At 45.5% G+C, this 15,885-nt stretch carries 11 protein-coding genes and 1 tRNA gene; 2 read left to right on the forward strand and 10 right to left on the reverse strand.

The genetic code is table 11. The annotated features are described in order from the left end of the window. Positions 1-7: 7 nt before the first annotated feature. The 7 genes from CALK_RS07470 to alr form a co-directional block, all read right to left on the reverse strand. Positions 8-1,678, reverse strand: coding sequence for a GldG family protein (locus CALK_RS07470; RefSeq protein WP_022637069.1), 1,671 nt, complete (start codon positions 1,676-1,678; stop codon positions 8-10). Positions 1,679-1,682: 4 nt separating this feature from the next. Then, the gene (locus tag CALK_RS07475) at positions 1,683-2,396 is read right to left on the reverse strand and encodes an ABC transporter permease subunit (protein ID WP_022637070.1); all 714 of its coding nucleotides are present in this window, start codon (positions 2,394-2,396) and stop codon (positions 1,683-1,685) included. After that, complete coding sequence (locus CALK_RS07480; protein WP_022637071.1) at positions 2,393-3,337, reverse strand: ABC transporter ATP-binding protein; 945 nt, start codon at positions 3,335-3,337, stop codon at positions 2,393-2,395. Before CALK_RS07480 ends, CALK_RS07475 begins: the two co-directional genes overlap by 4 nt. 61 nt (positions 3,338-3,398) lie before the next feature. Further along, positions 3,399-4,502 carry a helix-turn-helix domain-containing protein gene (locus CALK_RS07485; RefSeq protein ID WP_022637072.1) on the reverse strand — a complete coding sequence of 368 codons (1,104 nt, stop codon included), beginning with the start codon at positions 4,500-4,502 and terminating at the stop codon, positions 3,399-3,401. Positions 4,503-4,563: 61 nt separating this feature from the next. After that, positions 4,564-6,789, reverse strand: a complete 2,226-nt coding sequence (locus tag CALK_RS07490; RefSeq protein WP_022637073.1) for a hybrid sensor histidine kinase/response regulator — start codon at positions 6,787-6,789, stop codon at positions 4,564-4,566. 325 nt (positions 6,790-7,114) lie between these two features. Then, positions 7,115-7,191, reverse strand: a tRNA-Pro gene (locus CALK_RS07495). A gap of 497 nt (positions 7,192-7,688) precedes the next feature. Next, positions 7,689-8,819: an alanine racemase gene (gene alr / locus CALK_RS07505; RefSeq protein ID WP_022637075.1), complete on the reverse strand. Its 1,131-nt coding sequence runs from the start codon at positions 8,817-8,819 to the stop codon at positions 7,689-7,691. Between the two features lie 203 nt (positions 8,820-9,022). On the opposite strand from alr, the gene CALK_RS07510 reads away from it, so the two are divergent. Beyond that, positions 9,023-10,387, forward strand: a complete 1,365-nt coding sequence (locus tag CALK_RS07510; RefSeq protein WP_022637076.1) for a chloride channel protein — start codon at positions 9,023-9,025, stop codon at positions 10,385-10,387. Here CALK_RS07510 and CALK_RS07515 read toward each other — a convergent pair. The 3 genes from CALK_RS07515 to greA are packed head-to-tail and all read right to left on the reverse strand — an operon-like array spanning position 10,341 to position 14,823. Continuing rightward, positions 10,341-12,518, reverse strand: coding sequence for a helix-hairpin-helix domain-containing protein (locus CALK_RS07515; protein ID WP_022637077.1), 2,178 nt, complete (start codon positions 12,516-12,518; stop codon positions 10,341-10,343). The genes CALK_RS07510 and CALK_RS07515 overlap by 47 nt on opposite strands. Before the next feature lie 3 nt (positions 12,519-12,521). After that, positions 12,522-14,324 (reverse strand): translation elongation factor 4, encoded by a 1,803-nt coding sequence (gene lepA, locus CALK_RS07520; protein ID WP_022637078.1) that lies wholly within the window; start codon positions 14,322-14,324, stop codon positions 12,522-12,524. Between the two features lie 19 nt (positions 14,325-14,343). Next, positions 14,344-14,823, reverse strand: a complete 480-nt coding sequence (greA, locus tag CALK_RS07525) for a transcription elongation factor GreA (protein ID WP_022637079.1) — start codon at positions 14,821-14,823, stop codon at positions 14,344-14,346. 139 nt (positions 14,824-14,962) lie between these two features. Here greA and CALK_RS07530 point away from each other — a divergent pair, with 139 nt between their 5' ends. Further along, the gene (locus tag CALK_RS07530; RefSeq protein ID WP_022637080.1) at positions 14,963-15,847 is read left to right on the forward strand and encodes an enoyl-[acyl-carrier-protein] reductase; all 885 of its coding nucleotides are present in this window, start codon (positions 14,963-14,965) and stop codon (positions 15,845-15,847) included. Positions 15,848-15,885: the final 38 nt, after the last annotated feature.

A 15,885-nucleotide genomic window follows, 5' to 3' on the forward strand; every position in this document is an offset into this window, starting at 1 on the left:
TTTTTCGTTACTCACCATGGGTGCCTCCGCTTTTTTTCTTATTATGCAGAGAGTTGCTCTCTATTTCCCGGCGATGCAGAAAGATTCCGATACCGATAAGCCACACAATAAGAGGAAGAAGGAAAATGTTTACCGTACGAATTCTCCGCGCTAAGGCGCTGTTTGTGGGTATACCATCGCGGGTTATTCGTCGGTCTGTTATGTTTTGGGAACGGATATGAATAAAATCGTCCCTGCGCGAGACCCAATCCACACTGTTTTGTATGAATATCCGGTTGTTCAGTCCCATGCCATCATGGGTAACAAAGTTATCGCTTCCCACCACTACGAGGCGATTTTCCTGTTCGGGTGGGGGAGCAGTTTCATCGGCAAAACGATTCGGGAGCACTCCCTCAACAGATACGGCAAGGGGAAACGGGCCAAAGGGTGCTTCTCCCGCACGTTCTGCTTGGTCGAACATGCGATCCCAATCTTGGTTTGGAGCCAAGCCAATGGGTGGAGTATTTCCAAAGGATTTTTCAGAGCTAAAAAGAAGAGTATCGATACGAAGGTCTTCCTTGGCGGCATTCTCATGGGCAAATACAGGAGATGCCCATTGGAGTATTACACCGCTGATTGAAGAAGTGATTGGGTGAGTTTTGTTTAAACCATCTTGGGTAATCACGGGAAAATAGGGGTATTTAAACGGGACACTTCCCTGATCTGCATAGATGTTATCACAGTACTGATCAAGTATAACCGTCTCTCCCACGGACACTCCATAGGATTCCAACAAGGCATAAAAGGGATACTCCTTAAAGGTAACATGGGGCTGCCGTCCCATGGCTGCAAGATTAATGTCGAGACGTGGTGCCAGGATCATGGCATTTCCACCACGGGCAAAAAAGGCATCCAGCTCGCGCAGAAACTCAGGACTGCTCAAGGTAGCTTCGTCACCACCGGGAATAACAATGGTTGAAATATCATCGGGAATGGATTGTCGGGAGAGATCAAGATGTTTTACGCGATAGGTTTCAAGAAGGATATCATAGAGATTTCTATATCGTTGACTGGTAAGCCCCGATGGTTGCTGTAGCTGGTATCGCTGGACCATTTCATCGGGAATGGGCGTTATGGTGTCAGTTTTTACTACACCGACCTGCGGCAGTTTTTCCGTGGTAACATTAATAATCCTTTGCAGGATATCCCGCTCTAAATGAACAGTAGAACTAATGTCGTTAAGGGTCTCTGTGCGGTCTCCGTATCGTATGGCAAGTCCAGAGTAGCCATGGAGCTTAGCTAAGTGACGGGCAGAAACATCCTCAATACGTATCTCTTCAACATTAAGGGCTAAGGCAAGGCTTAAATCGTCCGTGCTGGTGGTTGGGTCGTGTTGTTCCACCCGAATGCGTCCATGGGAAAATCTTTGAAATTCATACAGCATATCCATAACACGGGTACGAACACGTTGATAGCGTGGAGGAAGATTTTCAGAGAAGAACACATCTATACGAATAATATCGTCGATTTCTCCAAGCCGCTCTTTCGTAGGGGTAGAGAGGGTATAGACATTGTTTTCCGTTAGATCAGCACGGAAAAAGAACCGATTTCCCGCAAAATTAAGGATACCCACATATCCAAAGACAATACCTATTGAGAGGATCGCAAAGAGACGAGTTTTTATGGCGTTTCGTTTCATAGGGCTACCACTTTCTCCTTTCAAGGGACTTACGGTTGAGATAGAGAAAAAAGATGATAATGGAGAGGTAATAGATGATATCACGAGAATCGATTACGCCCCGACTAATACTTTGAAAATGAGTGGCTATACTGAGATAGTCAAAGAGTGGTACCAAGGAGGAAGGAATAAAGGTTGTTACAACCTCATTTCCAATGAGAAGAAAGACCAGGATAAACATGGCTGTGCCGATAAAGGCGATAATTTGATTTTCTGTGAGGGAGGAGATCCACATACCAATGGCAATATAGGATGCTCCCAAGAGTGCCGCTCCGGCGTAACTTCCAATTATAACTCCTCCGTCAGGATTTCCTAACAACATGATGGTGATCGGTACGGTACATGACAGGAGTAAGGTAAGTAGGAGTATGAGCAGGGCTGCAAGAAACTTGCCTAACACAATTGTTCCGTCTGGAATGGGCCAGGTCAGAAGGAGTTCCAAGGTCCTATTTTTTTGTTCTTCCGCCCATGTACGCATGGTAATTGCGGGAAGAAAGAGTATGAACACCCACGGTATTATTTCAAAGTATGCTCGCATGGAAGAGAGATTTTGTACAAAAAATGTTTGAAAGAAAAGAAAATTTGTTAAGATTAGGTAGACAGAGATGAATACATACGCAATGGGAGAGAGAAAGTAGGACTTGAATTCCTTGTATACAATGGTCATAAGTAGGTTCATTGCGCGGCTCCTTCCTCGGTGGTGAGGGTGGTAAAGATTGTTTCCAGGCTTTCTTTATGCCGAAGGCATTCCTCAATAGTTCCGCCTGCAGCAGTAGCTGTGCTAATAATATCGGGACCATGCAAGGCCGTATCGCGGCACATAATACGAAGGTGCTTTTCCGGTGTGATTTCCGTAACGGAAGCCACAAAGGGCTTTTTTTCCAAGGTTTCGGTGAGGGTAGAAGGAAATTTTCCCTGTATATCATAGCGTGAATAGTGCTCAGAAGAAGATACGATTGCCTCTGGAGTATCAAGGGCAACAGTCTTGCCATTGTTGATAATAAGCAGACGGTCGCAGGTTTTATCAACCTCAGAAAGAATATGAGAGCAATACAGCACGGTTTTTTCTTTCCCCACTTCACGAATGAGGTTTCGTATTTCCACAATTTGGTTTGGATCGAGCCCGGACAGCGGTTCGTCTAATATGAGAAGTTCTGGATCATGAAGCATTGCCTGGGCAAGCCCAACGCGTTGACGATATCCCTTAGAGAGCTTTCCCACGGTTTTTTTTCGTACATCGCCAAGGCCACAGAGGTCAATCATGTTTTTACATGCTCGATGCAGTGTTTTGCCGTTAAGCGACCGGATCTTCCCAGCGTATTCCAGATACTCGTCTACAAAAAGATCTCCATAGAGGGGGGTGTGCTCAGGGAGATACCCCATATGTTGTTTTATTTCAAGGTCATTTTTTCGTGAATCTAAGGAGTTCACACGAAAATATCCGGCCGTGGCAGGCATGTATCCGGTGAGGATACGCATGGTGGTTGTTTTTCCTGCTCCATTGGGGCCTAAAAACCCAAAAATTTCTCCCTTGTTTACTTCAAAAGAGAGATTATTAACGGCATAAAGATTACCGAACTTTTTTGATATGTTGTTCACTGAAAGCATGGTTGTGCTCATAGAAACCTCAGAATAAATTTGTTCGTTCCGGATATATTCGGTATACGGCTAGGTTCAAGGATTATTGCCCCTTTGTTTGTTTTCGATACTGATTCGGGGTCATGTTTTCAATTTTACGAAAAATTCTGGCAAAGGAGTTTGAGTAGCAATAGCCTACCTGTTCTGCAATATCTGAAATTTGTTTGTTAGATTCCCGCAGAAGTCGTTTTGCCTCTGTAATACGTATGGTGTTTATGTATTCCTTATACTGCATATCGAAAGAGTCTTTTAAGATTTCGTTGACTTGATAACTGTTAAGACCGAGTCGTTTACGAATAAAATCAAGAGACATGAGCGGGTTTCCATAGTTTTCACCGATAAAGGTAACTAAGGTTGACGAGTCATCCCGTGAATATCCCGATGACACTTTTTGGTAGCGTGGCTCTGTTTTCTGTGTCCGTCGTCGTGTTCGTATGCCGGTTTGAAAAAACAGAGAGAGCAGGTATGAGCAGAGGGCGAACGCAAGAGTTACAGCCAGAGAGAGCAGTACAGCCGGTGTGATGGTGCTTACCAAACGAAGTCGTTTCAAGGATATTTCGTGGGTTTCTTGATCCTGTCGTTGCTCTTCAAAGGGGTCAAACATGATATGGGTCATTTGGGTCCAGTCTGTCTCAGGAATCCCTTCTTTTGTGATATCCATATATCCAAACCAGCGTGCCGGTGTGGCAAAATCTTCAATGGGGAATGAGTATTGCTCTTGAGCGGAATCAATACGATATCGCATAGCGTAGGGCCGATGTGTATCTGTAAGGGCGGGATTACTGAAGCCGGGAATATACATGAAGAGGCTGAGAACAAAGTCTTCAGTATTATCGGGGTCAACAGTTACTTCAACATAGTCATAGCGACTGATATCAATGGTACGTACCAGGTCATGTGAGTGAAAAATTAAGGACGGACTGATTTGCCGAGTTCCCTCACGAATGTAGGAAAAATGGAGATGGTCAGTCATGGTATCAAGGGTTGCACTGTATGGATCGCGCTCTCGTTGCGCCGTTGCTGTACCATACTCAAGGTACGTTTGGTTTTGTGGATAGAGTTCGAGGGGCGGGGTATAAAGAAAGATAAATGTTATGAGAAGCACTACAAGGGAAAAGGACGCGATAATCAAGGGTTTGTTTTTCATATTTGTAGGGAACGCCTGTTTTTTCAGTAATATATAATACGTACTGTCCTGAGAGTGAATACTAAGGAAGATACGTTTTAATTGTATTGACGATTGTTTCTGTTGTGGCGGTTTTGGTAATGTAGCCTGCCATGCCTGCAGAAAGACACTCTTCTTTTTCTCCATTTGCTGTATAGGCAATGACTTGGGCCTTTGGATTTACGCGATGAATCTGTTCTGTGGCAGAAAAACCATCCATGACGGGCATTTGGATATCCATGAGTATGAGATCAAATTCTTCAGGAGAATTTGCATAGATTTCCACGGCTTCCAAGCCATTCTCTACGGCTGTTGTTTGAAAGTGCATTTTCTCCAGAAGTCGGCAAATCATTCGTCGATTAATTTGGTTGTCTTCTGCAACAAGAAGGTGTTTCTTCTGCGTTGGTGAAACGGTTGTTTCACTGCCTGCCTCGAGGGGGATTTTCACTTTAAAAATAGTTCCAATACCCTTTCTACTTGAAAAACTCAAGGTTCCATCCATGGATTTAAGCAGATGTTTTACAATACAGAGCCCAATGCCGAGGCCGTCATATCTTTGCGAGATATTCCCCTCTTCTTCCCGGTTAAAGGCATAAAAAAGCTCACTGCGATAGGACGGAGTGATGCCACAACCTGTATCGGAAACACGGATGCTAAAGGCATCATGCACGTAGGAAAGCTTCACGCTTATTTTTCCCTCATGGGTAAATTTTATCGCATTGGAGAGAAGATTATCTGTGATAAGGGAAACCTTTTCAACATCCCCCACAAGATATTCAGGAAGATTTTTCGAAACAGTGAGGAAAACTTCATTTCCCTGTTCTTCTGCTTTTTTGCTATTATACTCAATAATTTCTTGGACCCTTTTATAGGGTGAAAAAAGAACGGGGGTGTTATGTAGCTTTTTATGCTGAATTCGCTCATAATAAAACAGGTTGCTTACGGTAAGGCTGAGATGATTTGTACTGGTTTTCAGTTCAGATAGTTCACTTGGAGTTGAACCCGCGCATTCCAAGGACTTTATCAAACCAACAACTGCTGATAAGGGCGTTTTAATTTCATGAGAAAGGGTTTTGATAAAACTGTCTTGTCGATTCAATAGTTGCTGTTGCTGTTTTCGTATTTGTGAGAGGCTTTGCAAGGCGTTTTTGAGCTCGTAGCTATATCGTTGTCCCCGCTCCTGTTCTTCTCGTATGTGTATACCAATAGAGCCTATAAACGAGAAAAAGAGTAAGGCATGTCCGTATGATGACAACCAAACTGGAGGAAATACTTCCTGCACAATATGATAGATGTCGTAGATACCTCCGATAAAAAAGAGGCCAAATCCTGCAATAAGAAGCAGGTTTTCTTTTTTTCTATCGTAGTACGTTGCATAAATAAGTATTGTTACGGTAAGTATATTGACAGGGAGTATGTAGTAGAGTAGGACACTGCTGTGAAACTCAACAAGCTGGGCTTTTGTTGCGATAAATACAGTGTAGATACTAATAGGAAGAGCGGGGAGTAACACGATTTTTGAATAGAGATTTTTAAGGTAGTAGTCTGAGAAATCGAGTACTGCAAGAAAAAGAATTCCAGGAAAAAGTGTTAAGGAGATGCGAGATATACGGAACAAAAGCAACTCTTTGATGGGCATCGTATCAAATAAAAAAATTGCATAGGTGAAGAAAATTAAGATGCCCGAGCATGAAAAGTAGAGAATGTATCGACGTTTGTGCGGCATAATGACGTAATAATAGGTGGTGAAAATGGAGATTGCCGCGATAAGAAAAATAAAAGCTTGAATAAGGTCAGAATTAAAGAATACATTATGGGCTTTACGTCTTCTAATCTCTTCGTATGAGCCTATGAGGAGTGGTTCAAGGGGGCTTCGTAGCCCATCACTTCTAAACCGAAGGCGTATGTTTTGCGGGCCAGATCTGCTATTAAGCACAGCCATATCAGCTTGATATCGCCCTTTTATATCAGAATCAGTGACATCGGCCCAGCGATACACTAAGGTGGTATCAATGTAAATTTTTGTGGGATATGCTAATTGTGGGATAAATAGGTAGGCTTCGTTCAGCACTGTGTCGAGGGGGATGACCCCCGTGAGGTCGTATAGCCCGGCCTTGGTGATAGGCAGGCTTCCTCCATCATAGGGGATGTGTGAATCCGTACTATGGCAGTAGATTCCAGTATATTCCATTTTGTACACGGAGGTTGCATGCACAAGAATGGGAAAAAGAATACACCCTAGAGCGTAGAGGAAGAGCCGTGGTTTCACTCGGTAGATCCTTCCGTGTGAGAAGAAACAACCCTATAAAATGCAAATTTTTATGTGGAAAAAGGTACTTTTATCTTTTTTTTGCATAAAAAAAGTAGGAGGAAGAGCTTCCAATATACATTTTTTTTTAAATCATGAAGTTACGTTTTTTGTCAATAAACCTGGTGACAGGAGATTCTTCGCTCCTGAATTGATAAAAAGGAAGTCTTCCATCCCTGGAAACACAAGCCCTCCATGGCATCCATCCTTGGTTGTTTAATCGGCATGATGTGAAATAACTAAAGGTATAAATAAAAAAAGCCTTCCAAAAAAAGAAGGCTTCATATGGTCGGAGCGAGAGGATTTGAACCTCCGACCCCCACAACCCCATTGTGGTACGCTACCAGGCTGCGCCACGCTCCGTTCATATGTGAGGATAATATACTATATACTGTGTAATAAAGACAAGGGTAATTTAGATTTTGTTCTCTTTACATGGTACAACGGTTGGCGTTGAAATTCTTCGTACAAGCAAATCTACTTGGCTGAGTAGCAACAAGGAAAGCAGCACGGCGAAGATACTTCCCAAGATGGGAATGGGGTGGTCGGGTGGTGTATCAAGAAAAAAAGCAGGGCTCCATAGGTTGCTCCGCTGACACAGAGGGGTAGTATAAAAACAAGAAAGGCAGCAAAGGCTTCGTGCAGTACGGGTAAGTATACAAGAACATGCATGCCTGGCTCGGCGTTTTTACCGGGGGAAGGGAGGGTTATTTTGAGAGGGGTGAAGTTTTTTGTGCATCCCGAGCACCCCGTGGCAGTGCAGACACTCTTGAGGCTTTCTGGGGATAGTTGTACCACAATGTTTCTCCCCTTCCTTGCGGTAATTACCCCCGGACGGTGTACCTGTGTAAGGAGGGGCATTAAAATATACTCCGTTTAAGTGTTGCTATTTTTTTTCCTCCTTCATAATATTCTTTGGTCATGGCATAACCGAAACGACAGAGGAGTTCGTATCCGATGGTTCCTGCTGCGCAGGCAAGGGTGTCAATAGATGCCTGTTCATGGGTTATGTTGGCGAGGTCTCCCACATGAACAGGAGTGTCTCCTATATCAACCATGAGATAATCCATGGTGATTCGTCCTACTTGAGGGTAGAGGGTGTCTCCGATTTGAATGAGGAGGTTTTCCGTAGAGAGCGTTCGAGGAAGCCCATCGGAGTAACCTAAGGCAATGGTGGCGATACGGGTGTCTTTCGGGGCATGCCACGTATGTCCGTAGCTCACGCCCTCTCCTTTTTTCAACGTTCGTATAGAACAGACCGTACTTTGGATAGAGGCCACATCGGCAAGGCGCGGGGTTGGTATGTGAGGGTCTGGGTGGCACCCAAATAGAGCTATTCCGGGGCGTATGTGCGTGCAGCAGTCATGTTTCCAGAAAAGGGACCCCGCACTATTTGCACAGTGGATTGCGGGGGGCTGTATACCGGCTTGCCAGAGTATTTTGCAGCAGTGGGAGAATCGGCTTTGCTGGAGCCGTGTTTCTTCGTGAGCGGTTGTGCTGTCTGCAGAATGAAGGTGGGTGTAGAGGGAACGTATCTTTCCAGCAAGGGGAGAGAGTTCTTTCAGAAGTGTGGGGATGTCCTCCCAGGGAAGTCCGCATCTATGCATTCCCGTATCTATGTTTAGGGCGATGGAGCCGTTGTAGTTTTGCAGCTCCCGCAGATGCGTGGCATCGATAACTGAAATGGTGAGGTTTGCCTGTTCTGCTACGGAGAAATCTTCCGGGGTAACTCGACCAAGCACAAGTATGGCAGCGGTACTTTTTTTGTGTCGTAAAAAAAGCGCTTCTGCCAGAGTTGCCACGGCAAAGGTTGTAACCCCCCATTGTTCTAACCGATGCGCAATGATTCCACTGCCAAGGCCGTAAGCACTGTTTTTAATCACCGGAATACACTCGCTTGTCTCTACTCCTGCAGTAGAGCAGAGGGTTTGCAGGTTCTGGTGTAGGGCATCAAGGTTGATTTTTAGGCGGGGCTGTGGAAGCTGTGCCATGAAAGCCTCTTCAGAATATCGTAGTCTATACCGGTTGAATATATGTTGTGGAAAAAGAGAAAACAGAGATGCTTTTACAGAGAATGAACTCCTCTTCTGTGAGAGGTTTTGATGTAGAATCCTTGGTACTGTTCGCGTAATAAAAATACGCAATTCAGATATTGAAGGATATATATTGCATTGTACTCTTCTGGGGGCCAATAATGAAACTCGTGCAATCGACCATATTGCGGATTCTCTTTGCCAATACCTTTATTATATTGAGCACTCTTAAGTGGTTTTTCCTTGCAATTATCGCTGGTGTTCTTGTCGGAGGGGTCTCGGGGGTTTTCTTGAAAACCCTTGACTATGGTATTTCACAAGCAAGTATGATACCACTCTATTATCTAGCAATACCTGCGGCGTTTATGGTGAGCCTGTACCTTGTTCGGCGGTTTGCTCCCGATGCCCGGGGGCATGGTACGGAAAAAGTAATAGAATCGTTGCACAAAAAAGATGGAGAGATTGATACTCGGGTGATTCCGGTGAAATTGTTCGCAACCCTCATTACTCTTATTGCGGGAGGTTCTGCTGGAAAGGAAGGGCCCTGTGCCCAAATTGGAGCAGGGGTAGCTTCAACCGCAGCTCGTATTTTTCGAATGGGGCCAATTAACCGAAAACGGTTTGTCCTATGCGGGATTAGTGCCGGCTTTTCCGCTGTTTTTGGGACGCCGATTGCGGGGGCAATCTTTGCGGGTGAAGTAATTTATGTGGGGAAGTTTTCATATCGGGAACTCATGCCGGCTCTTATTGCATCATATTTTAGTTTTTTCGTTACAAAAAACATGGGTGTTACCCATCTTATATACCAGATTGATTTTGACATTACCAATGAAATAGCCTTGGTCTTCAATATGCTCTTTCTTGGTATTATCATTGGAATTGTTGCTATTTTCTTTATCTATGTATTGTACGGGATTGAGCGGACTATCGAAAAAATACCCCTCGGAGGGTATACAAAGGCTTTCTGGGGCGGGCTGTTTCTTGTCCTGGTTGTGTTTTTCACGGGCTCTCTTGATTATGTTGGTTTGGGAACTCATGTAATCGACCATGCCTTGGCAGGAAATGCCGTTGCACCGGAATCATCGTTACTAAAAATGATTACCACCTCAATAACCCTCGGATCGGGGGGCAGTGGCGGTATTCTAACCCCTATTTTCTTTATTGGTGCCACGGCAGGAAACATTTGGGCACAACTCGTGGGAGGAAATCTTGCACTGTATTCTGCAGTGGGGATGTGTGCCTTTCTTGCGGCGACGACAAATACCCCCCTTGCGGCAATACTCATTGCCATTGAACTCTTTGGAGTTGATGTTGGTTCCTACGGCTCAATTGCATGTATTGTAAGCTATCTCATTGTTGGGCATATGAGTGTGTATCCAAGTCAGGTTTTATCGGAAAATAAAACCTTTTTTATGCATGTTGAAACCCACCGTGAGATGGGCGAGATTGATCGTACTGATTATGTTATCAAGGATTCGCTCATGCGTTACTTTGTTGAGAAAATGAAGGGGATGTTTCGTCGATAAGGGAAAGACCGATACGTTTCCTCTGCGTGTCCAGAGAGAGAATGCGTACCCTAACGAACTCCCCGGGAGCTATGACGTTCAAGGGATGCTCCACAAAATGGTCGCTGAGATGTGAAATATGAATGAGCCCTTTCTCTCCAATTCCAAGGTCTACAAAGGCGCCGAAGTCTGTGACATTTACGACAACTCCTGAAATCTCCATCCCCGTATGGAGATCATCCATGGAGAACACCCTTTGGTTAAACTCCGGAAGAGAGAATTCTTGACGGGGATCCAGGCCGGGGTTACGTAACTCAAAAAAAATATCTTCGAGGGTTTCTTTGTGAACCTTTCCAAACGTAAAAGTATGGGGCTGAATGTCCTCGAGAAGAGCCGGAGTGCTACACAGTTCTTCTATGGTGCAAGCAAGATGGCGGCAGATTTCTTCAACAAGGGGGTATTGTTCCGGGTGAATCCCTGTGTTTTCCAAGGGTGAATCTCCGTTTTTTACGCGGACAAACCCAACTGCTTGGGTGTATCGCTGTGGCCCGATTCCTAGAACGGAACGGAGTTCGTGGCGACTGCTGAAGGGGCCTTTTTGGCTACGATGGGAAATAATATTCTGTGCCACGGTGCGATTGAGGCCCGAGAGTGTAGCGAGGATATCTTCTGAGGCGGTATTGAGATCTGCACCGATACGATGAACCACTTGTTCCACCGTACGATGGAGGTTCTGTTGAAGGGCCTTTACAGGAACATCGTGCTGGTACTGTCCTAGTCCCAAAGCGTGTGGAGGAATCTTGATAAGTTCGCTTAAGGGGTCTTGTAGACGGCGTCCCAACGATATGGCGCTGCGCAGGGTAATATCATACTGAGGAAAGTCTTTTCTTCCTCGCACAGAGGCAGAATATACCGATGCCCCCGCTTCCTGCACCATAACAAGGGATGGAGTGTCTGAAAGCTCCGGCAGAAGCTCACGTTGAAGAAATTTTCGCGTTTCTCGAGAGGCACAACCATTTCCCAAACCAATGAGCTTGGGATGATACGCTGTAATGATACGATGCAGTTCTTTTTTTGCCTGTGCCCGTTTGGAAGGTGAGGTGAGGTAGACTGTGGTAAGTTTGAGGGGCTCTCCAACAGCGGAAAGAAGTGCGCATTTACAGCCGTGGGCATAGCCGGGATCCATGGCTAAAACAGGTACTGCCCCTGCGGGGGGAGCAAGGAGGGTCTTTTTGAGATTTTGCGAAAAAATATCGATGGAGTGGCGGTGGGCGTGTTCCTCTGCTTCTCTGAGGACCTCTTTCTTTATGGCGGGAAGAAGGTCCTTGGAAAGAGCCGTGGTAATACAGCGGCGAATGAGGGAGGCGTAGGTTCCCTGGGGACGGAGAATGTTTTTTTCAATGTACGCCTCTGCCTGGGCGCGCGGGTACTCTATGCGAAGGGTTAGGAGTTTTTCTTTTTGTCCCCGCATCAGGGCTAAGAGGGCGTGCGGTTTTACCTGGTGAAGGGGAGATGAAAAACCGTCGTAGGTATCGGCAGTAGAGGAGCCTGCTGGTGCCTCTTTTTTCTTAGAGGCCCGTATGCTGCTTTTTTTACGAATCCGTGCGGTGAGCCATGAACGAAGGCGTCGGTTCTTGCGAAGCCGGTCTTGAATAATTTCTGCTGCCCCCGCAAGAACTTCTTGTTTTGTGGTATAGCCGAAGCGACGAGCACGGGACATATCAACCCATTCGGACCAGTTTGGCTGCTGTGAACCTTTTCGTGATGTCGAAATATGATCTGCCACAGGGGTAAGCCCTGCGCGACGCGCTGACTCTGCTTTCGTTGTACGACTCTGTTTAAATGGAAGATAGATCTGCTCCAACTCGCTTCTGCACGTTGCAGCGGCGAGAGCATGTATTACATCCTTGTGTAATAGATCTCGCTTCTTCAGTTCTTTTTCTATGGCATTTTTCCGTGCTATAAACGCGGTATACTCATGACAGTCATCTAAGAGTGTAAAAAGATCTTCTTCCGTGAGGGGAGCACACATTTCTTTACGATACCGAGCAAGAAAATGCACCGTTGCTCCTGCATCAAAGGCGGCGGTACTATCTCGTATGACTTGTACGGGAAACCGCCGCTTATTCTGTATGTAGGTTGTGCGGTCCATGGCTTAACTATTGCGATCAAGCACTGCGAGAAAGGCCTTTTGCGGCAATTCTATTTTCCCAATGCTTTTCATTTTTTTCTTCCCCTCTTTTTGTTTTTGCAAGAGCTTTTTCTTACGGCTGATATCACCGCCGTAACATTTTGCCGTCACATCTTTCCGATAGGCTTTCACCGTTGAACGGGCGATTACCTTCGAGCCGATAGCCGCTTGAATGGCCACCTGAAACATTTGGCGGGGAATGAGCTCTTTGAGTTTTACTGTCAATTGCTGCCCAATGTGGTAGGCATCATCACGATGCACAATGGTGGAAAAGGCATCTACGGGCTCCTTGTTTATGAGGATATCAAGGCGCACCAAGGCATCGGCGGAATACCCGTCAAATTCATAATCCATGGAGGCATAGCCACTGGAGACGCTCTTGAGTTTGTCGAAAAAGTCAAGCATGAGTTCCGCCATGGGGATATGATAGTGGAGATTAACCCGGGTTGTCTCCAAATACTCCATATGATCGAGATTTCCCCGTTTTTCTTCACAGAGTTTCATAATAGCACCGGTATAGTCTGTGGGCGTAATAATCTGTACTTTTGCAATTGGTTCAAGAATGGTCTCTATATCGCCGGGGGCCGGGAGATCACCGGGACGTTCTACAAATCGTTCTTCACCGCTTTTGAGAATAATGTGGTAGACCACATTGGGAACGGTGGTGATAATTTCAACATTGAATTCTCTTCGAAGTCGCTCTTGAGTAATTTCCATGTGTAGCAGTCCGAGAAAGCCCGTGCGAAAGCCAAACCCCAGGGCTTGAGAGGATTCAGGCTCAAAGGTAAGGGATGAGTCATTGAGTTTGAGTTTGTCCAAGGCTTGTCGAAGATTTTCATACTCTCCCTTGTCCACTGGGTAGAGCCCGCTAAATACCATGGGTTTTACCTCTTTATACCCTGTAATGGGAGTGTCGGAAGGATCCGCTATGGTGGTGATAGTATCACCAATTTTTATATCGTCAAGCTCTTTTATGTTACAGATGACATATCCCACCTGCCCTGTGGTTAAGGTGGTGAGCGAGGTTCGTTTTAATCCGAGCCGCCCCAACTCAACAATCTCATATTCGCGATTGGTATGAAGAAACTTAATTTTATCACCCTTGGAAAGTTCACCCTCAAAGATACGGACATACGCGATTGCTCCGCGGTATGAATCGAACACGGAATCAAAGACCAAGGCTTCTGTTGTTGTTTTGCCGCTGTAGGAAGGGCCCGGTATGTCGTGAACAATTTGTTCCAAGATCTCCACAACTCCTTCGCCGGTTTTAGCGCTGCAGTGGAGTATCTCTTCCGGCTCAACTCCCAAGAGTTCAGCAACCTGCATTCCCACTTCTTCCGGCCGTGCAGAAGGAAGATCAACCTTGTTTAGCACGGGGAGTATGGTGAGATCATTATCCATGGCGAGGTAAATATTGGAAAGCGTTTGTGCTTCAATCCCCTGTGCAGCGTCAATAACAAGTATTGCGCCGTCACATGCTGCAAGGGAGCGGGATACCTCATAGGAAAAATCAACATGTCCGGGAGTATCAATGAGGTTCATATAATATTCCTGCCCATCCTGTGCTGTATATACCATCTGGATGGGGTGGGATTTTATGGTTATCCCCCGTTCTTTTTCCAAGTCCATATCATCAAGAAGCTGCTCCTGCATCTCGCGTTCCGAGATTGTCCCGGTGAGCTGAAGAAAGCGGTCTGCTAAGGTTGATTTTCCGTGGTCAATATGGGCAATAATTGAAAAGTTACGAATATTTGCTATCTGTTTCATAAGTCCTTACTGAAATAAATTACTGTACCTTGAGTATTTTGAATTCAATGGGGCCGTTTGGTGTATGGGCCGTTACAATATCATCCACGGCGTGCCCCAAGAGTGCTTTTCCAATGGGAGATGTAACGGAAATTTTACCTGCCGTTGGATCTGATTCATCAGCGCCTACCAAGGTGTATTCCTCCACCATGTCAGGGTCATCCATATCTTCCGGTTCTACAATGGTCACCTGCGATCCAAATACAACAGAGTCACTGTCCTCCTTTTTTTCAAGGACCTGTGCACCGGAGAGTGTGGTTTCTAAATAGTGGATACGATCTTGAATGTGGCCCTGTTTTTCCCGCGCGGCATGGTATTCTGCATTTTCTTTTAAATCGCCTTCGGCGCGGGCTTCTGCAACACGAGAGATGATATCCGGGAGCTCAACCTTTTTTAAATGATCCAGTTCGTTGAAAAGATCATCAAACCCTTCTTGGGTCATCACTTTTCTACCACTCATGTTTCTACTCTCCTCTAAAAAGTACAGATTCAAGCCCTAAAAATATATATATACAAAATCTTCTGTATATTAATGGTGCAAAGGTGTATATTTATCGAAGAGAATATAATAGAAATAATTTCTTTCTGAGGGTGTTTACATGCTTGAAGTAGATCTTACTGGAAAGACCGCTTTTATAGCGGGTGTAGGCGATGATAAAGGGTTCGGTTGGGCCATCGCGAAGCGACTTAATCAGGCGGGTGCAACGGTATTAGTGGGTACGTGGCCTCCTGTATATGATATGTTTAAGAAAATCCTTGAACGGGGAAAACTGGATACGGCTTTGGATGATGGTGGCACCCTTGAAATTGCTGACGTGTTTCCCCTTGATGCCGTGTATGATACGATGAAAGATGTTCCGCGAGAAGTTCGTGAAAGTAAGCGGTATGCGCAACATGCTGTTTTTGCCTTGGAAGAAACGGCGAAGGCGGTGAAAAAGAAGTATGGAAAAATTGATATTCTTGTACATGCTCTAGCCAATGGACCGGAGGTGCACAAGGATCTTCTTGAAACAAGTAGAGAAGGGTATTTGACTGCCTTTTCCACTTCAGCATATTCCTTGGTTTCCTTAGTTCAGAAATTTGGCCCCGTCATGAATGAGGGGGGATCTGTGGTTTCTCTCACCTATCTTGCTGCAGATGGAACGGTTCCAGGGTATGGTGGCGGTATGGGTGCGGCAAAGGCAGCTTTGCAAAGTGATACACGAACCCTTGCCTTTGAGGCGGGCCGAAAATGGAATATTCGGGTGAATACCATTTCTGCAGGTCCTTTGCGCAGTCGGGCAGCCCGTGCCATTGGGTTTATTGACAAGGCAGTAAAATACAGCATGGCCAACGCCCCCTTAACACAAGATTTTACGGCCGATCATGTGGGGACAGCTGCGACATTTCTTCTTTCCCCCTTGGCAGGGGCAATAACCGGAACAACCATGTATGTTGATAATGGATTGCATTCCATGGCCATGGCTCCAGCTGCCATAGAATAGAACAACTATGCAGAAATGCTTCAAGCGATCTTGCGGGG

This window comes from Chitinivibrio alkaliphilus ACht1 (assembly GCF_000474745.1).
Taxonomy (GTDB): Bacteria; Fibrobacterota; Chitinivibrionia; order Chitinivibrionales; family Chitinivibrionaceae; genus Chitinivibrio; species Chitinivibrio alkaliphilus.